The 19,840-nt window shown below is 65.1% G+C and carries 18 protein-coding genes; 9 read left to right on the top strand and 9 right to left on the bottom strand.

The features are described 5' to 3' along the window. Window positions 1–44 precede the first annotated feature (44 nt). The 3 genes from secD to fabV all read left to right on the top strand — a co-directional run bounded on the left by secD (window position 45) and on the right by fabV (window position 4,342). Window positions 45–1,889 carry a protein translocase subunit SecD gene (gene secD / locus ACVOLO_RS01050; protein WP_481568413.1) on the top strand — a complete coding sequence of 615 codons (1,845 nt, stop codon included), beginning with the start codon at window positions 45–47 and terminating at the stop codon, window positions 1,887–1,889. A gap of 16 nt (window positions 1,890–1,905) precedes the next feature. Continuing rightward, a complete protein-coding gene (gene secF, locus ACVOLO_RS01045) occupies window positions 1,906–2,874 on the top strand; it encodes a protein translocase subunit SecF (RefSeq protein ID WP_481568412.1) in 969 nt (322 codons plus the stop codon). A 208-nt stretch (window positions 2,875–3,082) separates the two neighbouring features. After that, entirely contained in the window at window positions 3,083–4,342 is a 1,260-nt protein-coding gene (gene fabV / locus ACVOLO_RS01040; RefSeq protein ID WP_481568411.1) for an enoyl-ACP reductase FabV, read from the top strand. A 204-nt stretch (window positions 4,343–4,546) separates the two neighbouring features. On the opposite strand, the gene ACVOLO_RS01035 is transcribed toward fabV, so the two are convergent. From ACVOLO_RS01035 to ACVOLO_RS01025, 3 genes are all read right to left on the bottom strand, one after another. Then, a complete protein-coding gene (locus ACVOLO_RS01035; protein WP_481568410.1) occupies window positions 4,547–6,619 on the bottom strand; it encodes an EAL domain-containing response regulator in 2,073 nt (690 codons plus the stop codon). A gap of 105 nt (window positions 6,620–6,724) precedes the next feature. Then, the gene (locus tag ACVOLO_RS01030; protein WP_481568409.1) at window positions 6,725–7,915 is read right to left on the bottom strand and encodes a BaiN/RdsA family NAD(P)/FAD-dependent oxidoreductase; all 1,191 of its coding nucleotides are present in this window, start codon (window positions 7,913–7,915) and stop codon (window positions 6,725–6,727) included. 7 nt (window positions 7,916–7,922) lie between these two features. Further along, complete coding sequence (locus ACVOLO_RS01025) at window positions 7,923–8,471, bottom strand: YaeQ family protein (RefSeq protein WP_481568408.1); 549 nt, start codon at window positions 8,469–8,471, stop codon at window positions 7,923–7,925. 42 nt (window positions 8,472–8,513) lie between these two features. Between ACVOLO_RS01025 and ACVOLO_RS01020 the strand changes: the two genes are divergently transcribed. After that, window positions 8,514–9,428: a pseudouridine synthase gene (locus ACVOLO_RS01020; protein ID WP_481568407.1), complete on the top strand. Its 915-nt coding sequence runs from the start codon at window positions 8,514–8,516 to the stop codon at window positions 9,426–9,428. A gap of 26 nt (window positions 9,429–9,454) precedes the next feature. Here ACVOLO_RS01020 and ACVOLO_RS01015 read toward each other — a convergent pair whose 3' ends face one another. Continuing rightward, the gene (locus ACVOLO_RS01015) at window positions 9,455–9,928 is read right to left on the bottom strand and encodes a YaiI/YqxD family protein (protein ID WP_481568406.1); all 474 of its coding nucleotides are present in this window, start codon (window positions 9,926–9,928) and stop codon (window positions 9,455–9,457) included. A 320-nt stretch (window positions 9,929–10,248) separates the two neighbouring features. Here ACVOLO_RS01015 and ACVOLO_RS01010 point away from each other — a divergent pair, with 320 nt between their 5' ends. The 5 genes from ACVOLO_RS01010 (at window position 10,249) to ACVOLO_RS00990 (ending at window position 13,882) form a co-directional block, all read left to right on the top strand. Beyond that, a complete protein-coding gene (locus ACVOLO_RS01010) occupies window positions 10,249–10,458 on the top strand; it encodes a cold-shock protein (RefSeq protein WP_057631873.1) in 210 nt (69 codons plus the stop codon). Window positions 10,459–10,645: 187 nt separating this feature from the next. Next, window positions 10,646–12,208: a protein adenylyltransferase SelO gene (locus ACVOLO_RS01005; protein ID WP_481568405.1), complete on the top strand. Its 1,563-nt coding sequence runs from the start codon at window positions 10,646–10,648 to the stop codon at window positions 12,206–12,208. Between the two features lie 21 nt (window positions 12,209–12,229). Then, window positions 12,230–12,760: an adenine phosphoribosyltransferase gene (locus tag ACVOLO_RS01000; protein WP_481568404.1), complete on the top strand. Its 531-nt coding sequence runs from the start codon at window positions 12,230–12,232 to the stop codon at window positions 12,758–12,760. 34 nt (window positions 12,761–12,794) lie between these two features. Then, window positions 12,795–13,577 carry a thioesterase family protein gene (locus ACVOLO_RS00995; protein WP_481568403.1) on the top strand — a complete coding sequence of 261 codons (783 nt, stop codon included), beginning with the start codon at window positions 12,795–12,797 and terminating at the stop codon, window positions 13,575–13,577. 50 nt (window positions 13,578–13,627) lie between these two features. Next, on the top strand, window positions 13,628–13,882 hold the full coding sequence (locus ACVOLO_RS00990) for a hypothetical protein (protein ID WP_481568402.1): 255 nt from the start codon (window positions 13,628–13,630) through the stop codon (window positions 13,880–13,882). Here the strand turns inward: ACVOLO_RS00990 and ACVOLO_RS00985 are convergent. From ACVOLO_RS00985 to ACVOLO_RS00965, 5 genes are all read right to left on the bottom strand, one after another. Next, window positions 13,874–15,199, bottom strand: a complete 1,326-nt coding sequence (locus ACVOLO_RS00985) for an acyl-CoA thioesterase/bile acid-CoA:amino acid N-acyltransferase family protein (RefSeq protein ID WP_481568401.1) — start codon at window positions 15,197–15,199, stop codon at window positions 13,874–13,876. The two genes, ACVOLO_RS00990 and ACVOLO_RS00985, sit on opposite strands and share 9 nt — an antisense overlap. Window positions 15,200–15,304: 105 nt before the next feature. Beyond that, window positions 15,305–16,018: a LytR/AlgR family response regulator transcription factor gene (locus tag ACVOLO_RS00980; protein WP_481568400.1), complete on the bottom strand. Its 714-nt coding sequence runs from the start codon at window positions 16,016–16,018 to the stop codon at window positions 15,305–15,307. Beyond that, on the bottom strand, window positions 16,015–17,100 hold the full coding sequence (locus tag ACVOLO_RS00975) for a sensor histidine kinase (protein WP_481568399.1): 1,086 nt from the start codon (window positions 17,098–17,100) through the stop codon (window positions 16,015–16,017). The genes ACVOLO_RS00980 and ACVOLO_RS00975 overlap by 4 nt, the downstream gene beginning before the upstream one ends. A gap of 40 nt (window positions 17,101–17,140) precedes the next feature. After that, a complete protein-coding gene (gene dbpA, locus ACVOLO_RS00970; protein WP_481568398.1) occupies window positions 17,141–18,517 on the bottom strand; it encodes an ATP-dependent RNA helicase DbpA in 1,377 nt (458 codons plus the stop codon). Between the two features lie 199 nt (window positions 18,518–18,716). After that, window positions 18,717–19,772 (bottom strand): YeiH family protein, encoded by a 1,056-nt coding sequence (locus ACVOLO_RS00965; protein ID WP_481568397.1) that lies wholly within the window; start codon window positions 19,770–19,772, stop codon window positions 18,717–18,719. Window positions 19,773–19,840 lie beyond the last annotated feature (68 nt).

The following is a 19,840-nucleotide window of genomic DNA, read 5'->3' as shown; positions in this document are numbered from 1 at the left end:
CGTCATGTCGTGACGCCGGGGAAGGCGTCACGCAGGAATCCGCAATGCTCGAATTTCCACGCTGGAAGTATTTCCTGATCCTGATCGTCCTGGCGGTCAGCACGCTTTACGCACTGCCCAACATCTACCAGAAGGATCCGTCGGTTCAGATCACCGCCGGCCGTGGTGGCCAGGTTGACGATGCGCTCAAGCAGCGCGTCACCACCGCGCTGACCGAGGTGGGGGTCACGCCCAAGTCGGTGGAAGAGGAGGGCGAGAACAACCTCATCGTCCGCCTGTCGTCGCTGGATGAGCAGTCCAAGGCCAGCGAAGTGCTGCGCGAGACCACGGGTGAGAACTACACCGTGGCCTTGAACCTGGCCTCGACCGTGCCGGACTGGCTGTCCAAGCTGGGCGGCAAGCCGATGGTGCTGGGCCTGGACCTGGTGGGCGGCGTGCACTTCGGCATGCAGGTGGACCAGAAGGCCGCCATGGACAAGCGTTTCGAGGCGTTCGCCGAAGACGTGCGCACCACCCTGCGTGACAACCGTGTTGCCTACCGTTCGGTGGAGCGCCGTGGTGAGAGCGACATCGTTGCGACCCTGGGCAATGCCGCCGACGCCGACAAGGCGCGCGTGGCGCTGGCCAAGTCGCAGCCGACCCTGACGTATTCGGTCAGCGGCGAGCGCATCACCATCGGTGTGCCGCAGACGGAGATGGCCCAGATCGCCTCCGGCGCCATCGAGCAGAACCTGACCACGCTGCGCAACCGCGTCAACGAGCTGGGCGTGTCCGAGCCGATCATCCAGCGCCAGGGCGAAGACCGCATCGTGGTCGAGCTGCCGGGCGTGCAGGACACGGCTGAGGCCAAGCGCATGATCGGTGCGACCGCTACCCTGGAATACCGCGCAGTAGTGGACGGCAACGCGCAGGATGCCGTCACCAGTGGCCGCATTCCGCCGGAAGCCAAGTTGTACCGCGACCGCAGCGGCGCCCCGATCCTGTTGAACAAGCGCACCATCGTCACCGGCGACCAGATGGTTTCGGCCAGTGTGGCGACTGACCAGAACGGCATGCCGGCGGTCAGTGTCAAGCTGAATAGTGCCGGTGGCCAGCGCATGTTCGACTTCACCAGCGGCAATGTCGGCAAGCCGATGGCCGTGGTGTACACCGAGCGCATCCCGCAGGTGACCGTGGTCAACGGCAAGGAAGAGCGCAGCTTCCGGGTCAAGGAAGAAGTGATCTCGGTGGCCAACATCAACGGCGTGTTCGGCAAGGAGTTCCAGACCACGGGCCTGGAGAAGACCGAAGCCGAAAATCTGTCCAAGCTGCTGCGTGCCGGCTCGCTGGCCGCGCCGATGGATTTCGTCGAGGAATACGTGATCGGCCCGAGCCTGGGCAAGGAAAACGTGAACCGCGGCGTCAAAGCGGTGGTGTTCTCATTCGTGTTCACCCTGGTGTTCTTCACTGTCTACTACCGCATGTTCGGCGCGATCACCTCGGTGGCACTGCTGTTCAACTTGCTGATCGTGGTGGCGGTGATGTCGCTGTTCGGCGCCACCATGACCCTGCCGGGTTTCGCCGGCCTGGCGTTGTCGGTGGGCCTGTCGGTGGACGCCAACGTGCTGATCAACGAGCGTATCCGTGAAGAACTGCGGTTGGGCATGCCGGCCAAGGCTGCCATTGCGGCCGGTTACGAGAAGGCCTCCGGCACGATTCTGGACGCCAACCTCACCGGCCTGATCGTCGGCGTGGCGCTGTATGCGTTCGGTACCGGCCCGCTGAAGGGCTTCGCCCTGACCATGATCATCGGTATTTTCGCCTCGATGTTCACTGCGATCACCGTGTCGCGCGCCCTGGCGGTGCTGATCTACGGTCGCCGCAAGAAGCTCCAGTCCGTGGCGATCTGAGGAAGAGACCGAATACATGAAACTGTTTCCACTTCATATCGTCCCGAACGACACCAACATCGACTTCATGAGTCACCGCAAGCCGGTGCTTGCGGTGATGGTGATCCTGCTGCTGGCTTCGTTCGCGATCATTGGTTTCAAGGGCTTCAACTACGCGCTGGAATTCACCGGCGGTACCGTGGTGCGCACCCACTTCGAGAAGGCAATCGACGCGGACGACGTGCGCGAGCGCCTGTCCAAGGCCGGCTTCGAGAATGCGCAGGTGCAGAGCGTGGGTGGCGGCAACGACGTGATGATCCGTCTGCAGCCGGACGGTGAGCACAACAACGCCGCCGACGCCGCCGCGCAGGTGGCCGAGGAAGTGCGCGTGGCCGTGACCGCGGCTGACAACGTGGCCACGGTGCAGCCGGGCGAGTTTGTCGGCCCGCAGGTGGGCAAGGACCTGGCGATGAACGGCGTGTATGCCACGTTGTTCATGGTGATCGGCTTCCTGATCTACATCGCTGCCCGCTTCGAGTGGAAGTTCGCGATGGTGGCCAGCATCACCGCATTCTTCGACCTGATCCTGACCGTGGCGTACATGTCGCTGATGGGGCGTGAGTTCGACCTGACCGTGCTGGCCGGCATGTTGTCGGTGATGGGTTTTGCCATCAACGACATCATCGTGGTGTTCGACCGCGTGCGTGAGAACTTCCGCAGCCTGCGCGTTGAGTCGCTGGAAGTGCTGAACCGTTCGATCAACCAGACGTTGTCACGTACGGTGATCACCGCGGTGCTGTTCTTCCTGTCGGCACTGGCGTTGTACCTGTACGGCGGTGAGTCGATGGAAGGTCTGGCCGAAACCCACATGGTGGGTGCGGTGATCGTGGTCATTTCCTCGATCATCGTGGCGGTGCCGATGTTGAGCATTGGCCCGTTCAAGGTCAGCAAGCAGGATCTGCTGCCCAAGGCCCGCGACGAGGAAGAGCTGGCCCGTCGTCCCTGACGGTTCCACTGTCCTGCTGTGAAGAAAAGCCGCGCCCTGCGCGGCTTTTCTTTTTGCCGGTGGCGCCTGTGTGGCAAAGAAATTCCATGCGGTAGCGTCGGTTGTGTTCAATGCAGGCGCACACTACGATCCTTCGGGTTCAGCGCATGCCGGTGCCTTTGGCACCGTTTGTTGTTGCTGTTTTCCTGCTTACCTAGTTGAGGTTCTCATGGTCATCAAACCGCGTGTGCGCGGCTTCATCTGCGTCACCACCCATCCGACCGGCTGCGATGCGGCGGTCAAGGAACAGATCGACTACATCAAGGCACAGCCCAAGCTGGCCAACGGCCCGAAAAAGGTGCTGGTGCTGGGCGCATCGACAGGTTATGGCCTGGCTGCGCGCATCAAGGCGGCATTCGGCAGTGATGCTGCCACGCTGGGTGTGTTCTTCGAGCGTCCGGGTAGCGAGAGCAAGCCGGGCACCGCGGGCTGGTACAACTCGGCGGCGTTCGAAAAGTACGCCCACCAGGCCGGGTTGTATGCGCGTAGCGTCAATGGCGATGCATTCTCCGATGAGGTGAAGCAGAAAGTCATCGAGGTCATCAAGGCCGACCTGGGCCAGGTGGACCAGGTGGTCTACAGCCTGGCCGCGCCGCGCCGCAAGCACCCGAAGACCGGCGAGGTGATCAGCTCCACGCTCAAGCCGATCGGCGCGCCGATCACCCTGCGTGGCCTGGATACCGACAAGGAAGTGCTGACCGAAACCACGCTGCAGCCGGCCAGCGCTGAGGAAATCGCCGGCACCGTGCAGGTGATGGGCGGCGAAGACTGGCAGATGTGGATCGATGCGTTGCTGGAAGCCGGCGTGCTGGCGCCGGGCGCCACGACCACCGCGTTCACCTATGTCGGCGAGGAAATCACCCAGGCCATCTACTGGAACGGTTCCATTGGCGCGGCCAAGAAGGACCTGGACAACAAGGTGCTGGATATCCGCGGCAAGCTGCAGGGCATTGGCGGCGACGCGCGCGTGTCCGTGCTGAAGGCGGTGGTGACCCAGGCCAGCTCGGCCATCCCGACCATGCCGCTGTATCTGTCGCTGCTGTTCAAGGTGATGAAGGAGCAGGGCACGCACGAAGGCTGCATTGAACAGCTCGATACGCTGTACGACATTCTGTACAACGGTGCGCAGGGCGGGGCCAATGCCGCCGACCACATCCGCCAGCAACTGGTGGATGGCAAGGGTCGTGAAGTCGCACTGGTGGACGCTGAAGGTCGCCTGCGTGCGGACTACAAGGAAATGGCGCCGGAAGTGCAGGCCAAGGTGCTGGAACTGTGGCCGCAGGTCACCAATGAGAACCTGTACGAGATCAGCGACCTGGCCGGTTACAAGGCCGACTTCCTGCGCTTGTTCGGGTTTGGCATCGATGGCGTGGATTACGACGCCGATGTGAATCCGGACGTGGCGATCCCGGGGATCGTCGAGGTTTGATTCCCGGGTTCTGCTGGAAACGAGAAGGGCGCGCATTGCGCGGCCTTCTCGTTTTTGAAGTTTTGCGATTTAGAAGCTTGCCCTCACCCCAACCCCTCTCCCGTAAACGGGAGAGGGGCTTCAAATGCAACAGCGCTTCGCTTTAGCCCCTCTCCCGTTTACGGGAGAGGGGTTGGGGTGAGGGCAAGCTCTTGATGTCAAAAATCAGTTGAACTCAAAATCCATCTGCGCCGTAGGCGGCCCCACGAAATCACCCTGCACGTAGTCCACGCCGGCACTGAACAGCAGGCTCATCGTGGCCGCATCGGTCACGAACTCGGCGATGGTGCGAATGTCGGCGGACTGCGCCTTGGCAGTGATTTCCTGGGTCTTCTCCAACTGCTCCTTGGCCAGCGCGGGATCAGCAGTGAAGCTGCTGTCCAGCTTGAGGAACGCAGGCTGGAAGTGCGCCAGCAGCTGGAACGAATCCAGCCCTGAGCCGAACTGCTCCAGGCCGACCTTGCAGCCCATCGCGGCGGCCTGTGCCAGGAACTGCTGTGCATTGCGCAGGTGGGTGAACACCTTGGCTTCGGGAATCTGCAGCCACAACTGGCTGCCATCCACACCCTCGGCCTTCAAGCCGTCGCTGATGACCTGCAGCAGCGCGGCGTCGGAGAACGACTCCGGGGTGATGCGCACCATCAGGTGGGTGGTGTGCCCGGCACGATGACGCTCGCCCAGTGCGCGGATGGCGCTGACCACCACCCAGCGGTTGACCGGGGCCAGCAGGTCGTGGTCCTGGGCGATCGGCAGGAAGGTGTTCGGCCCGACCAGTTCGCCGTTGTTCTCCATCAGCAGCGAGGTGTCGTACAACTGCATCGGCTCGCCCATCAGGTTCAGCACCGGGCGGAAGCGCAGCTGGAAGCCATCGCCGGCAATGGCGTCGTGGATGCGCTGCACCCAGCGCTGGATGCGCTCTTCCTCGACACGGTCGGCCGCGCCAGGGTCGAACACCTTGACCGTGTTGCCGCCCAGTTCAACCGCGGCGCGGGTGCAGTCGTTGGCGCGGTTCAATACCTGGCCAACGCTGGCGATCTTCTCGCCCACCTGCACGCCACCGATGCTGACGGTGACCGTAGCCGAACGGTCGCCAATGCTGAAGACATGCGAGGCGAAGGCCTCGCGCACGCGTTCGGCCATGTCGGTGGTGTGCGCGTACTGGCCCTGGGTAAGCAGGGCGAAACTGTGTTCGCCGAAACGTGCCAGCTGTGCATCGTCGCCGAGGGTGGCGGCCAGGTGCTGGCCCATCGCGGCGATCAGGGCGTCGGCCGAATCCAGGCCGATATCCGGCAGCAGGCGTGCGTAGTGGTCCGGCTCGACCAGCAGGAAGCCGTACTGGCCGTCGCTGCGGGTAACCTGGGCCACAGCGTTTTCCAGGTGCACCATGAAAGTCGGGCGATTGAGCAGGCCGGTAACCTGGTCGCGCTGGCGCAGTTCTTCCACTTCGCGGGCCAGCTCCGGGTCGAATTCCTCGCGGCGGCGGAACACCACCTGGAAGCAGGCCTCGCCCTCGTAGGTGGCGGCGGTGAACTCCATCGTTGCCGGGAACGTGTCACCGTCCTGGTTGCGTGCATCCACCTCGTACTGCGGCGGCGGGGTTTCGCCCTTGCTCAACGACTTGAGCAGGTTCTTGAAATCCTCGACATGCTGCGGCGCCACCATGTCCAGCAGCGAGATGCCTTCCACGTCCTCGAACGATTCGTACCCGAACATGTCCAGGTAGGCCTCGTTGGCGCGGATATGCATGCCTTCATGGATATAGGCGATGGGGTCGCGCGAGGATGAAATCAGCGCATCGCAGCGGCGCTCGGTCTCGCGCATCTGCACTTCGATGCGGCGCAGGCCGCGGCGCGCCTGCAGGTCGATCCACTCGTTGCGCACCACCGAGAGCAGGTGGTCCGGTTGCTGGCGCAGGGCGATGGAGCGGATGCCGTTGGCCGCCGATTCCAGCAACTGCTGTGCGTCCACCTGGTCGGCCAGCAGGATCATCGGAATGTCCTTGCCGCTGGCGGCGATCTGCTGGGTCAGCAGCAGCTGCGGGATGCTGTAGGAGCTGGCTGCCAGCACCAGGTCGATGGGCTGGTTGGTGACTGCCTGGGCCAGCTCAGCCGGGCTCTGGGGCCGGAACGGGCGCACCGCGATGCCACTGTTGCGCAGCGTACTGACGATGGCTTCAGCGCTTTCAGGGCTGTCGTCAACGATCAACAGGCGCAAGGTGATGTCTTTGGCGTTCTGCATTCAGTACTCCCATGAGACGGGGTTTAATACACGAAGGGCAGGCGTGGCGTCTATGCGCGAACCGATTGACGTGACGGTTTTCTGACGTAATGCCGAATCACCGCCTCAAACCGCTTGTCCGGCAGCGTGGCCGGAGGCCCACGCCCATTGGAAGTTGTAACCGCCCAGCCAGCCGGTCACGTCCAGCACCTCGCCGATGAAATGCAGCCCCGGCACCAACTGCGACTCCATGGTCGAGGATGACACCTTGCGGGTATCCACGCCGCCCAGGGTGACTTCGGCGGTGCGGTAGCCCTCGCTGCCACTGGCCACCAGCGGGAAGTTGTTGAGCAGGTCGGCAGCGGTTTTCAGCTCGCGTTCGTCGAACTGGCGCACCAGCTTGTCACCCAGCCACTGTTCGCACAGGCGCAATGCCAGGCGCCGCGGCATCACTTCGGACAGCACCGTGCGCAGTTCCGAGGCGCCGCGCTCGCGCTTCATCGTGCGCAGCCACTCGCCGGCATCCTGGCCGGGCAGCAGATCCAGCCGCAGGTCATCGCCGGGTTGCCAGTAGGAAGAGATTTGCAGGATCGCCGGACCGCTGACACCGCGATGGGTGAGCAGCATGAAGTTGCGGAAGCGCTGCCCGTTGCAGCGTGCCTCCACCGGCACAGCGACGCCGCTGAGGTCGGCAAAACGTTCCTGGTGCTTGCCGCTGAGCGTCAACGGCACCAGGCCGGCGCGGGTGGGCAGGACGTCATGACCAAAGCGGCGCGCCACGTCGTAGCCGAAGCCGCTGGCGCCCATGCTGGGAATGGACAGGCCGCCGCTGGCGATCACCAGCGAGGCGCAATGGAACAGCCCCTGCGCGGTCTGCACACGGAAACCGTCGGCACCGCGCTCGATGTCCTGCACGGCGCAGTCGGTGCGCAGTTGCACACCGGCTTCCGCGCATTCGTCCAGCAGCATCCTGACGATCTGCTTGGAAGAGATGTCGCAGAACAGCTGGCCCAGTTCCTTCTCGTGATAGGCGATGCCGTGGCGCTCGACCATGTCGATGAAGTCACCCGGCGTGTAGCGGGCCAGGGCCGATTTGCAGAAATGCGGGTTGGCCGACAGGAAGTTGGCGGGGGTGGTGCCGGTATTGGTGAAATTGCAGCGCCCGCCGCCGGACATCAGGATCTTCTTGCCCGGCTTGTTGGCATGGTCGATCACCTGCTCCAGCCGGCCGCGCTGGCCGGCGGTAAGTGCGCACATCAGGCCGGCTGCACCGGCGCCGATCACCAGCACGTCGCAGCGAATGGGTTGGCTTGCCACGGACTGCTTACTCCGCCCTGGGCTTGCGCCAGGCCGGGATCACATCCAGCTGCATCTGGTCGTTGATCAACTGCACCTCGCCGTCCTGGATCAACACGCTCCAGCGCATTGCCCGCTGGATCTGCGTGCCCCAGCGCTCGACGAAGTCGGGCGGCAGGTCGAGCACGGAAAGGTTGTCAAAGCGTGCCAGATGCTTGCTCTGCTTCTGCCACCAGATGTCCGAGGCATTGCCGCCATAGTTGATGACCTGCACGCGGCCGCTGCGGTTGCAGGCCTTGCGGATGCGCGATTCGTCCGGATGCCCCAGGTCGATCCACTGCGCGATGTCGCCGGTGTAATCGAGCTCCCACAGGTCCGGTTCGTCGTCGGTGCTCAGGCCGCGGCCGAACTCCAGGCGGTCGTCGGCGTTCAGCGCAAAGGCCAGCAGGCGCACCATCAGGCGCTCGTCGGTTTCGGAGGGATGCTGGGCCAGGGTCAGGTTGTGGGTCGCGTAATAGCCGCGATCCATGTCGCTGATCTGCAGTTCGGCCTTGCGGATGGTGGCGGTGAGGGCCATGGGAACACCGGAAACAAAGAGCGCCATGATAATGGTTGCGTCATGACCCCGTTTGAATCGACCACCGATGCCGCTGTGCCCAGCCGCCTGCAATTGCCGCCTGGCAACTGGGAGTGCCTGCTGGACGGGCTTTGCGCGCGATTTCCCCGCATCACGCCTGAGCAATGGCGGGACAGGTTCGCGCGCGGCCGGGTGCAGGATGCGCAGGGCAGGGCGCTGTCGCCTGCGCAGCCGTGGCAGGTGGGGCTGGAAATCCGTTACTTCCGCGAAGTGGCCGACGAGCCGGTGATTCCCTTCGAGGAGCGCATCGTGCACCTGGACGAGCACCTGCTGGTCGCGGACAAGCCGCATTTCCTGCCGGTTACCCCGGCCGGGCGTTTTGTACACCAGACCTTGTTGGCGCGGCTGGTCTCGCGCACCGGCAATGGCGAGCTGGTGCCGCTGCACCGTATTGACCGGGGTACGGCGGGGTTGGTGCTGTTTTCCTGCAATCGGCAAAGCCGCGCGCGTTACCAGGCCTTGTTTCGTGAGCAGCGCATGCAGAAGCGCTATCAGGCGCTGGCACCGGCCTTGCCGGCGCTGTCGTTCCCGCTGCAGCGGCACAGTCGCATCGAGCGGGGCGAGCCGTTCCATGTGATGCGTGAAAGCAGCGGCGAAGCCAATGCCTTGAGCCGGATCGATGTGCTCGACGCAGAAGGGGACATCTGGCGCTATGCGCTGGAGCCGGTCAGCGGGCGCAAGCACCAGTTGCGGGTGCACATGGCGGCACTGGGGGCACCGATTCTTGGGGATGACTGCTATCCGCAGGCGCGGCAGCGGGCACCGGATGACTACACCGCGCCACTGCAGCTGCTGGCCAGCGAGTTGGCCTTCGATGATCCACTGAGCGGGGCACGGCGGGTGTTCCGCAGTACGCAGGTGCTGGGGGCCGATTCCCTTATCCATCGGGCTGGATGACACGGGGCCGGGTTTAGCTGTTGCCCTCAGCTGCCGGGGCGTCGTGCAAGCCAGCGGTCCAACTGCGCGGCAAAGGCCTGGCGGTCACGAGGGTGCAGCGACGACGGTCCGTCGGTCTGGATGCCGGCGCCACGCAGCTCTTCCATGAAATTTCGTACCGATAGACGTTCGGCAATGGTGTTGGCCGTATACAGCTCGCCGCGGGGATTGAGCGCCACTGCATTCTTCTCCAGTACGCGGGCAGCCAATGGAATGTCCTGGGTCACGACCAGGTCACCGGCAGCGAGGCGTTCGACGATGGCGTCATCGGCCACATCAGGCCCGCCGGCAACCTGCAGCGAGCGGATGAAACGGGAGGGCGGCGTGCGCAGGTACTGGTTGGCGACCAGGACGGTTTCGATCCGGGCACGCTCGGCAGCCCTGAACAGAATGTCCTTGATAACGACCGGACAGGCATCGGCATCGACCCAGATGCGGGCGGCGGGGGGATTGGGTTCCATTTGCGCAGTCTATCGATTGCCGGGCGTTGGGGCCGCTGTCTGAAAATGGCCGTGAACCCGGGCAAGTTGATGAATTTGCCCGGTTTGTTGACGGTGCTGAACCTGTGCGACTAGATGAATACGGTATTTATCGCTTTTTCGGCAAAAGGTGCGTATCTTTCGTCCCACTGTGCTTGCAAGGGTCACCGTGAATCGTGGCCTGATGCAGTTGATCTCACCGATCCGCTCATCGATCCGCTTTACCAACGCCTGCAACTCAGTCTCGGCCCCGATATCCGGTGGCTGCGATTTTTTTTCAACTTATGTTTCAGGAGTTTGTAATGTCTGATCGTCAGACCGGCACGGTTAAGTGGTTCAACGATGCCAAGGGCTTTGGCTTCATCACCCCGGAAAGCGGCCCGGACCTGTTCGTGCACTTCCGTGCCATCCAGGGCAACGGCTTCAAGACCCTGCAGGAAGGCCAGAAGGTGACCTTCGTCGCCGTGCAGGGCCAGAAGGGTATGCAGGCTGACCAGGTGCAGGCGGTCTAATCGACCCCCGCCACCGCAAGGTAGCCAAGAACGCCGGGAGCGAAAGCTCCCGGCGTTTTCTATTGTGGTGATGCCGCAACGACGCGGCTGTTCCGGCAGGCCAGATAGGATGGTTGCCGGCAATCGCAGGAATGTCCTGGCAGGTTGGAACTGACGGCCGGCATTGAGCGGAGTAGCGGGTAATCCGATGAGTAACGTGAAACTGCAATTCGACAACGCCTTGCTGCGTGAGCTGCCCGGCGACACTGAAACCGGCGCGCGTCGTCGCGAAGTACGGGGTGCGGTGTGGTCGCAGATTGCGCCGACTCCCGTGGCTGCGCCGCAACTGCTTGCCTGGTCGCCGGAGGTTGCAGCTTTGTTGGGGTTCGATGCGGCGATGGTGCAGGCGCCGCAGTTCGCCGAGGTGTTCGGTGGCAACGCGCTGTACCCGGGCATGCAGCCGTGGGCGGCGAACTATGGCGGCCATCAATTCGGCCATTGGGCAGGGCAGTTGGGCGATGGCCGTGCCATTTCGCTCGGTGAGCTGGTTGCGGGCGGGCAACGCTGGGAACTGCAGCTCAAGGGCGCCGGGCCGACGCCGTATTCACGCGGCGCCGATGGGCGCGCGGTGCTGCGCTCGTCGATCCGCGAGTTCCTGTGCTCCGAAGCCATGCATCACCTGGGCATACCGACCACGCGTGCCCTGAGCCTGGTGGCCACTGGTGAGGCGGTGGTGCGCGACATGTTCTACGACGGCCATCCGCAGGCCGAACCGGGCGCGGTGGTATGCCGGGTGGCGCCGTCGTTCATCCGTTTTGGCAGCTTTGAGCTGCCGTCCTCGCGTGGCGATGTTGCCTTGTTGCGGCAACTGGCCGAGTTCTGCATCCGCCGCGATTTCCCCGAACTTGCCGATGCCGGCGAGCAGCGCTTTGCACGCTGGTTCGAGCTGATCTGCACGCGTACCGCCGTGATGGTGGCGCAGTGGATGCGGGTGGGCTTCGTGCACGGCGTGATGAACACCGACAACATGTCTGTTCTCGGGTTGACCATCGACTACGGCCCCTACGGCTGGGTGGAAAACTACGACCCGGATTGGACACCCAACACCACCGATGCGCAGGGCCGGCGTTATCGCTTCGGCACGCAGATGCAGGTGGCGTACTGGAACCTGGTGCGTCTGGCGCAGGCGCTGTCGCCGTTGTTCGACGATGCGCAGCCTTTGCAGGCGGGGCTGGATGCATTCCGTGCGCGCTATGCGGATGAAGACCGTGCGCACCTGGTGGCCAAGCTGGGCCTGGGTGAATTCCGTGACGGTGACGAAACCTTGATGGAGCAGTTCCGTGAACTGCTGCAGCAAGGTGAGATGGACATGACGATTGCCTTCCGCGCCCTGGCCGATGTTGCGCCGTCGGCGCCGGATGCAGCGGTGCTGGACGAGGCGTTCTATTCGACCGAGGCGCGTGAACAGGTATTGCCAGCGTTGCAGGCCTGGCTGCAGCGCTATGCGCGGCGTGTGCTTGAGGCGGGGCAGCCGGAAGACGCGCGTCGCCGCGTCATGCAGGCGGCCAATCCCCGATATGTGCTGCGCAACTGGTTGGCGCAGGAGGCCATCGACCGTGCCGAACGTGGCGATCCGGCCGGCATCACCGAGTTGCTGGACGTGATGCGGCATCCTTGCGATGAACAGCCCGGCCGCGAGGCCTATGCCCGCAAGCGCCCGGAATGGGCGCGTGAACGTGCGGGCTGCTCGATGCTTTCGTGCAGCTCCTGACTTCTCCTTGATTGATCCGATATGACGACTTCCTACCCTGCGTGGTCCCACGCAATCCGTGATGTAAATGACTTCCCCAAGCCCGGCATCCTGTTCAAGGACATCACGCCCTTGCTGGCTGATGCAGACGGGCTGAGCGCTGCGATCAAGGCGATGGCCGCGCCGTGGCGCGACGCCGGTGTGCAGGCGGTGCTGGGCGTGGAGGCGCGCGGCTTCATCCTGGGCGCGGCCTTGGCGCTGGAGCTGGATGCCGGCTTTGTGCCGGTGCGCAAGCCGGGCAAGTTGCCGGGCGCCACGCTGAAGCAGGAATACGCGCTGGAGTACGGCAGCGACCGCATTGAGGTCTGTGCCGGCGCCATTGCCCCGGGCACGCGCGTGGTGCTGGTCGATGACGTGCTCGCCACCGGCGGGACTTTGGCAGCAGCACTGCTGCTGGCCGGCCAATTGCAAGCCCAGGTGCTGGGCGCGGCGGTGCTGGTGGAACTGGACGGCCTGGGGGGCCGTGCGCGGCTTCCGGCCGGCGTTCCGCTGCAGGCCACCCTGGTTTACTGAACCCGATACCTTTTCGTTCCTGATTGGAGTTGCCATGCCGAGTTTGAGCGAACTGCTGTCCTCCTTCGATGTGAAGCAGGGGCTGGTGTTGCCCGACAGTTGGCGGCAGGGGCGCACGGCTTATGGCGGCATCATCACCGCGCTGGGTGTGGCGGCGGCGATGCAGGCACATGCGGGGCCGATGCCACCGCTGCGTTCGGTGCAGGTGTCCTTCATCGGCCCGGCGGTTGGGCAGCTGTCGTTTACCCCGCAGCTGCTGCGCGAGGGCAAGTCCGTGGTGAATGTCGGCGTGGATGTGCACGCCGATGGCGCGCTGGCGGCGCGCTTGATTCTGGTGTTTGGCCGCGCGCGTGACAGTGCCATCGCCCATGACTTCTGCGAACGGCCGGCGGTCGCCGAGCCGCTGGCCTGCCGGGAGTTCAAGATGTCGGAGATGCCGTTTGCGCCGGCGTTCACCCGTAACTTCCAGATGCGACCGGCTGGCGGCGCCCTGCCGGTTTCGGGCGCGACGCATCCGGAATTTCTGATCTGGATGCGGCACAACGACGCCAGCGGTGTGGATCCGGCCGTGGCACTGGTGGCCATGGCCGATGCGCTTCCCCCGGCAGCGTTCACCGGCTTCACCGCACCGGCGCCGATCAGTTCGATCAACTGGAGCTTTGATCTGCTGGAGCCGGTGCCGGCGGGTGAATGGTTCCTGCTGCGTTCCTTCAGCGAGCATGCGCGCGACGGTTATTCATCGCAGGACATGCATGTCTGGAACGCACAGGGGCAGTTGCTGATGCGTGGCCGCCAGAGCGTGGCGGTGTTTGCCTGAGCGTGCGCCACAGGCAATGATCGCGGCTGGATTTCCCGGGGGAGAGGCGCATGCGGATGTTCGGCAGCGTGGCGCTGTTGGTGGCGATGCTGGGCTGGAGCGCCTGGTTTGTGATCTGCAATGTCTATGAGTTCGCCCCGGCGCTGAACCCGTGGGCGCTGGCGGTGGGTTGGGTAGTTGCGTTGCCGGGTTGGATCGGTGCCTGGCGGTCAAACAAGCGCAGCCGATGGGGCTGGGGGCTGTGTGGATTGGCCGCCAGCGTCGGCGTGTATCTGCTGCTGATCCACCGCGGCGTACTACTTTGAGTTGCCGGCCAGCGCCTTGCGAAGGAACGCCAGCACCGCCGGGCCGCTTTCGCGGTCAGCCCGCGCGTAGCCGGAAGGCGTGCCGCCCACCGGGACATACGGGCCGGTGTCATGGCGGAACGTGGTGGGCTGGTACATCTGCGTGATCAGGTGGCCGGCGTCGGAGTAATAGAGCACTGCGTCAGGTTGCGGCACGCTGCGGCGTTGCAGGCGGCGCAGCGCCACGGCCGCCATCTCACCGGAAGCACCCAGCTGGTCATCGCCCCCGGCGACCAGCAGCACCGGGCCGTTGATGCGCTCGATGGGCAGGGTGGCCTTCTCCAGTGCCGCGGCATGTTCGCCGGGTTGGTTCCAGTTGATTTTTTCCAGATACGGCAGGAACGGTAGGTCGCGTCCCTTGAAGGTAAGCGCGGGCAGATCCACCGCCCTGTAATCCGCCGGCGGAACATCGCGACGAATGCCGCGGAACGGTGCCGGGCTGCCGACCCACGACACCACGGCCTGCAGGCGCGGGTCGTGCGCCGCCGACGCCATGGCAACAATGCCGCCCCAGGAGCCGCCCATCACTCCGATGCGGCCGGCAAACGGCTGCGTCTGCAGCCAATCCGCCACGCGGCTGACTGGGTCAATCGGCACGCGCACCAGGTCGCTCGGCAGGCCGGGCATGCGGTAGTACGCCACCGCCACGGCGACAAAGCCGTTGGAAGCCAGCCACGCGGCGTAGTAATTGGCGGTGGCAATGCCGCCTTCCGCACCGCCCAGGGTGATGACGACCGGATGCCTGTGGCCATCGCGCAGTGCGCCGTGTGGACGATAGAGGTTGCCGACCACGCCTTCGATTTGCAGCGGTTCGGCGCGCACGTCGGCGGCGTTGATGCGGCGGAGCAGGGTCTGTTCGCCGATCAGGGTGTCGTCAACATAGGCCTGCAGCGTGAAGCGGGCTGGTGCATGGAGCAGACCATCGGCGCTGCTGACCATCGGCAGTGGACTGGGTTGGCCGCGGCCGTTCTCCGGCTGCATCGACCAGAACAGCCCCATCGCGTCCACGCCGATGTAGCTGCCGTGTTCGGCGCCCGCGCTGGCGGTGTCCATCTGGCCGTGGATGTCGGCGCGGAAGCGTGCCTGCGATATCCACTCGACTCCGCGGCTGTCACGCATGGACAGGCGAAGCTGCACGGCCTGGGTGGGCAGCAGGCCTTCCACGGTCATGCGTACGGGCTGATCGGCCGGGCCATCAAGCGGCGTGGCGACGAGCCGGGCGGCGAGGGCGGGCGCTGCGCAGGACAGCAGCAGAGCAGTGAGCAGGAATCGGCGCATGGGCGGCAACAGTGCGGAAAGGCCGCCATGGTGCGGTGATGCGAGGGGACTCCACAGGGTATTTGGCTTGAGGCGTGCGCCGGCTGGCGCGAGTGGGGCGCGCGCTCAGTGCGGCGATGTTCCCTGCATGCAGGCATCGAACGTCACGCGATACAGCCGGCTCAGTGGCAGGCGTGTGTCGTCGCTCAGGAACAGGGTGGCGTCGCCGTTGCGGCGGGGTTCCAGCGCGCGGATACGCGCACGGTTCACGATCACCGCACGCTGCACCTGGATGAAGCCGGCATCGGCCAGTTGCTCGGCCAGGCGGCTGATGCTCTCGCGCAGCAGGTGCACCTGCCGGCCAACATGCACGCAGGCGTAGTGGCCGGCGCTGTCGATGTAGTCGATGTCCTGCAGGGCGATGTAGTCGACGCTGCCGGCATTGCGGATGCAAAGTGATTGCGGGGTGTTGCCGGTGTCGCGCGACAGCTGGCGGCGCGCGCGGTCCAGTGCCAGGGCAAGGCGCGCGGCATCCAGCGGTTTGAGCAGGTAGTCCACGGCACCGAGCGCGTACGAGGCCACGGCATGCTCGGCATGGGCGGTGGTGAAGATGATCAGTGGAGCGGGTGCGGGAAGCTCGCGGGCCAACTGCATGCCGTCCTCCCGACCGAGCTGGATATCCAGCAACAACAGGTCCGCCGGTTCGCGTTCCAGCAGTTGCCGTGCCCGGGCGCTGTCGCCGGCCTCGCCGCTGACCTGCATGTCGCTGTGTGCGGCCAGCAGGTGGCGCAGTTTGTCGCGTGCCAGCGGCACGTCATCGACCAGCATCACCTTGATCATGCGGGCGCCTGTTGCTGCATGGGCAGGACAATGCGGGTGCGGCAATGCCGGCCCTCACGCTGGACTTCCACCTGCGCGCCCGCACCGTGCAATGCCTGCAGCCGCTCGCGGCTGGCCTGCAGGCCGATGCCCAGGCCCGCGCCAGCATCGCCGCATGGGTTGGTAAGCAGCAGTTCGAGCTGGCCGTCCTTCACCTCCATCGCCAGTGCGATGGGTGCGGCCGGCGCACCGGGGGCAGTGGCGAAGCGCACCGCGTTGTCGATGAACGGCTGCAACAGCAGGGTTGGCACCACGGCCTGCCACGCGTCGGCGGTGGCGCTCAGCTGCAACGGCAGTGGCCGCTCCTGCAGCAGTTGCTGCAACTCAACGAAGGCCACGGTGTTGGCGACTTCCTCGCGCAGCGTGATCTGCGGTGCGCTGTCGAGCAGGGTGCGCAGCAGTTCGCCCAGCTGTGCCAGCGCGGCGTCGGCGCGGCTGGCATCCCGGTAGCCGAGGCTGCCGATGGCATTGAGCGCATTGAACAGGAAGTGGTGATTCAACCGTGCGGCCAATGCTTCCTGGCGTGCCTGCGCCAGTCGCTCGCCGCGGCGTCGATACCGTTGCATGTAGGCCAATGTCTGACCGATGCCGATGACGGCGAAGTAGGTGGGCAGGGCGAACAGGCTGGTGGCCAGCATCGTCTGTCGCCACGCGTCGGGCAGTGCCATCGGCTGTGGCAACTGCGACAGGAGAATTCCCAGCAGCCAGCCACTGCTCGAAAGCACGGGGATCACCAGCATGCCGGTCAGCAGCAACCGGCCGAGCGCGGCGGTATTTTTCCCCAGCCCAAGCGGCCAGCGGTCACATAGCCGCCACAGCAGCGGGGTGGCCAGCATCCAGGGCAGGTAGACGCCCAGCAGGAAAATACCGTTGCCGAGCAGTGAGGCGAGCAACGGCTTGCTGCGGATCGGCCCGGTGATCTGCACCGCCGGCAGGGTCAGCAGGCCCAGCAGCAACCAGCCGCCAATGATCCACGGCCACGGGACGTTGACGGCCCTGTGGTGCGGCGTGGTTGCGGAGCGGGTCGAGGATGCCGGTTGCATCTGGGCAAAGACGTGCGGCGCCGTTGGACGCCGCTGTCGCTTACATCTTGCGCACGCGGAAGCGCTTGCCCTTGATCTTGCCGGCTTCCAGCCGCGAGATGGCCTTGCCGGCCTGCTCGCGGGCGATGGCCACATACGAGCGGGTGGGGAAGATGTCGATCTTGCCGATGGCCTTGCCCGGCAGGCCGGCATCGCCGGTCAGTGCGCCGAGGATGTCACCGGCGCGCAGCTTGTCGGTCTTGCCGCCATCGATGCGCAGGGTGGTCATCGCCGCCTGCGGCAGCTCGGCCGGGCGTGCGGTGGCCAGCGGGGTCTTCTGCCAGTTCAACGGATTGCCCTGTGCTGCTTCGACGGCATCGGCGCGGTTGCGTTCGCGGCCACTGACCAGGCTCATCGCCAGGCCACGGCGACCGGCGCGGCCGGTGCGGCCCACGCGGTGCTGGTAGGTGTCGATGTCGGTGGGCAGCTCGTAGTTGATCACCGCAGCAAGGTCTTCCACGTCCAGGCCACGCGCGGCCACGTCACTGGCGACCAGCACGTTGCAACTGCGGTTGGAGAACTGCAGCAGCACTTCATCGCGGTCGCGCTGCTCCATGTCGCCGTGCAGGGCCAAGGCCGAGAAGCCAAACTGGCGCAGCGAGTTGGCCACTTCGTCCACGTCCTTGCGGGTATTGCAGAACACCACCGCGGATTCGGGCGTGTACTTGAGCAGCAGGCCGCCCAGGGCTTTCTGCCGGTGTGCGGGCTCGGCCTCGAAGAACAGGTGCTGGATGGCCGGTGCTTCAGCCTGGCCGTCAACGGTGACTTCCACCGGATCGTTGAGCAGCGCGCGCGCCAGCTCGCGGATTTCGTCCGGGAAAGTGGCCGAGAACAGCAGGCTCTGGCGTTCCTTGTGGGTGCGGCCGGCGATTTCGCGGATCGGCTCCTCGAAGCCCATGTCCAGCATGCGGTCGGCTTCGTCCAGCACGAAGCTGCGGACCTGGCCGAGGTTCAACGCGCGCTTGCGCGCCAGCTCCTGCACACGGCCGGGGGTGCCGACCACGACCTGCGGGTCATGCGCTTCCAGCGAGGCCAACTGCGGGCCCAGCGGCATGCCGCCGGTGAGGATCAGCAGTTTGAGGTTGGGAATGCCGGTGGCCAGCTTGCGCAGCTGCTTGCCGACCTGGTCAGCCAGTTCGCGGGTAGGGCAGAGCACCAGTGCCTGGGTGCGGCCGATGGCCGGGTCCAGGCGGTTGAGCAGGCCCAAGCCGAAGGCAGCGGTCTTGCCACTGCCGGTAGGGGCCTGCGCGATCACGTCGCGGCCTTCCAGGATCGGCGGTAGGCTCAGTGCCTGCACGGGCGTCATCGTGGTGTAGCCCAGCGCGTCGATGCCGGGAGCGAGTGCCGGCGACAGCGGCAGGGAGGAGAAGTCATTCATGCGGCATTTTCGCAGAAGCCGCGTGTACATGCCTGCTCTGCTGTCAAAGCCCCTCTCCCGCGCGCGGGAGAGGGGTTGGGGTGAGGGGAGGCTTCCAGCTCACATAGCTCGCGCAGCTCAAAGCCACCTCCATCCGCCCCCTGCTTTCGTGAAGGCAGGCTCTACACGCACCTTCCCCCGCAGGCGGGAGAAGGCAGGGTCATAGCAATGCTCGAACTCCGAGGTTGATCACCAAACCACCAGCCAACAGCCAGGCGAACAGCAAGGCCGCCAGCAGCATCGGTTTGGGGCCGGCCTGGCGCAGGGCCGAGGCGTGCGTGGTCAGGCCCAGCGCAGCCATCGCCATGGACAGCAGTGCGGTGTCCAGGTCGACCATCAATTGGACCAGCGAAGCGGGCAGCAACTGCAGGGAGTTGAACGCGACCATGGCGATGAAGCCGAACGCGAACCAGGGAACAGTGATCTTCGAGCGTTCGCCGCCACCCTTGCGCTCACCACGGGCCAGCAAGGCCGACAGCCCGACCAGGAACGGCGCCAGCATCATCACCCGCACCATCTTGGTGATGACGGCCGCATCGGCCGCCGGTTCGCTGATCGCCCGGCCAGCGGCCACCACCTGCGCCACTTCATGCACGGTGGCGCCGGTGAATACACCGAAGCCGGTTTCATCCAGCGGCATCCAGCCGGCGCTGGCGCCCCATTGGTAGAGCAGGGGATACAGGAACATCGCCAAGGTGCCGAACACCACCACCGTGGCCACGGCGACCGCTACCTGCTCGGCGCGGCCCTTGACCACAGGTTCGGCGGCCATCACCGCCGCAGCACCGCAGATCGAGCTGCCGGCACCGATCAGCAGGGCCGAGTTGCGGTCCAGCCCCAGCATGCGGGTGCCCAGCCACCAGGCCAGGGCGAAGGTGGAACACAACACCAGGGCATCGATCACCACGCCCGCAACACCCACCTGGCCGATGTCCTGCAGGGTCAGGCGCAGGCCGTACAGGATGATGCCGGCGCGCAGCAGGGTGGCCTTGGAGAAGCCGACGCCCGCCGCAGCGCGTGGCGCCAGCGTGGTGTAGGCGGTATTGCCGATGGCAATGCCGATCACGATGGCCAGGGTCAGTGCGCTGATGCCATGGGCCTGCAGCCACGGCAACGAGCCCAGCCAGATCGAGACGCCGGCAATGGTGGCGGTCAGCAACAGGCCGGGCAGGAGTTTGGGAATCGGGTGGCTCAGGCGGTGTGCGGCGGTGTTCATGACGATGGGTTATCAGAAGATGCCCCATCCTGATCCCGGCGTTATCAGCTGTAAAACGGATAGTATTT

This window comes from Stenotrophomonas sp. STEN056 (genome assembly GCF_056759635.1).
Note: the sequence above shows the minus strand (reverse complement) of the source record. Positions and strands in the feature narration are given on the sequence as shown.

What these genes read in the sequence shown, in the direction of transcription:
- secD (WP_481568413.1), top strand. Translation starts at nt 45, where the DNA reads ATGCTCGAATTTCCACGCTGGAAGTATTTCCTGATCCTGATCGTCCTG.
- secF (WP_481568412.1), top strand. Translation starts at nt 1,906, where the DNA reads ATGAAACTGTTTCCACTTCATATCGTCCCGAACGACACCAACATCGAC.
- fabV (WP_481568411.1), top strand. Translation starts at nt 3,083, where the DNA reads ATGGTCATCAAACCGCGTGTGCGCGGCTTCATCTGCGTCACCACCCAT.
- ACVOLO_RS01035 (WP_481568410.1), bottom strand. Translation starts at nt 6,619, where the DNA reads ATGCAGAACGCCAAAGACATCACCTTGCGCCTGTTGATCGTTGACGAC.
- ACVOLO_RS01025 (WP_481568408.1), bottom strand. Translation starts at nt 8,471, where the DNA reads ATGGCCCTCACCGCCACCATCCGCAAGGCCGAACTGCAGATCAGCGAC.
- ACVOLO_RS01020 (WP_481568407.1), top strand. Translation starts at nt 8,514, where the DNA reads ATGACCCCGTTTGAATCGACCACCGATGCCGCTGTGCCCAGCCGCCTG.
- ACVOLO_RS01015 (WP_481568406.1), bottom strand. Translation starts at nt 9,928, where the DNA reads ATGGAACCCAATCCCCCCGCCGCCCGCATCTGGGTCGATGCCGATGCC.
- ACVOLO_RS01010 (WP_057631873.1), top strand. Translation starts at nt 10,249, where the DNA reads ATGTCTGATCGTCAGACCGGCACGGTTAAGTGGTTCAACGATGCCAAG.
- ACVOLO_RS01005 (WP_481568405.1), top strand. Translation starts at nt 10,646, where the DNA reads ATGAGTAACGTGAAACTGCAATTCGACAACGCCTTGCTGCGTGAGCTG.
- ACVOLO_RS01000 (WP_481568404.1), top strand. Translation starts at nt 12,230, where the DNA reads ATGACGACTTCCTACCCTGCGTGGTCCCACGCAATCCGTGATGTAAAT.
- ACVOLO_RS00995 (WP_481568403.1), top strand. Translation starts at nt 12,795, where the DNA reads ATGCCGAGTTTGAGCGAACTGCTGTCCTCCTTCGATGTGAAGCAGGGG.
- ACVOLO_RS00990 (WP_481568402.1), top strand. Translation starts at nt 13,628, where the DNA reads ATGCGGATGTTCGGCAGCGTGGCGCTGTTGGTGGCGATGCTGGGCTGG.
- ACVOLO_RS00985 (WP_481568401.1), bottom strand. Translation starts at nt 15,199, where the DNA reads ATGCGCCGATTCCTGCTCACTGCTCTGCTGCTGTCCTGCGCAGCGCCC.
- ACVOLO_RS00980 (WP_481568400.1), bottom strand. Translation starts at nt 16,018, where the DNA reads ATGATCAAGGTGATGCTGGTCGATGACGTGCCGCTGGCACGCGACAAA.
- ACVOLO_RS00975 (WP_481568399.1), bottom strand. Translation starts at nt 17,100, where the DNA reads ATGCAACCGGCATCCTCGACCCGCTCCGCAACCACGCCGCACCACAGG.
- dbpA (WP_481568398.1), bottom strand. Translation starts at nt 18,517, where the DNA reads ATGAATGACTTCTCCTCCCTGCCGCTGTCGCCGGCACTCGCTCCCGGC.
- ACVOLO_RS00965 (WP_481568397.1), bottom strand. Translation starts at nt 19,772, where the DNA reads ATGAACACCGCCGCACACCGCCTGAGCCACCCGATTCCCAAACTCCTG.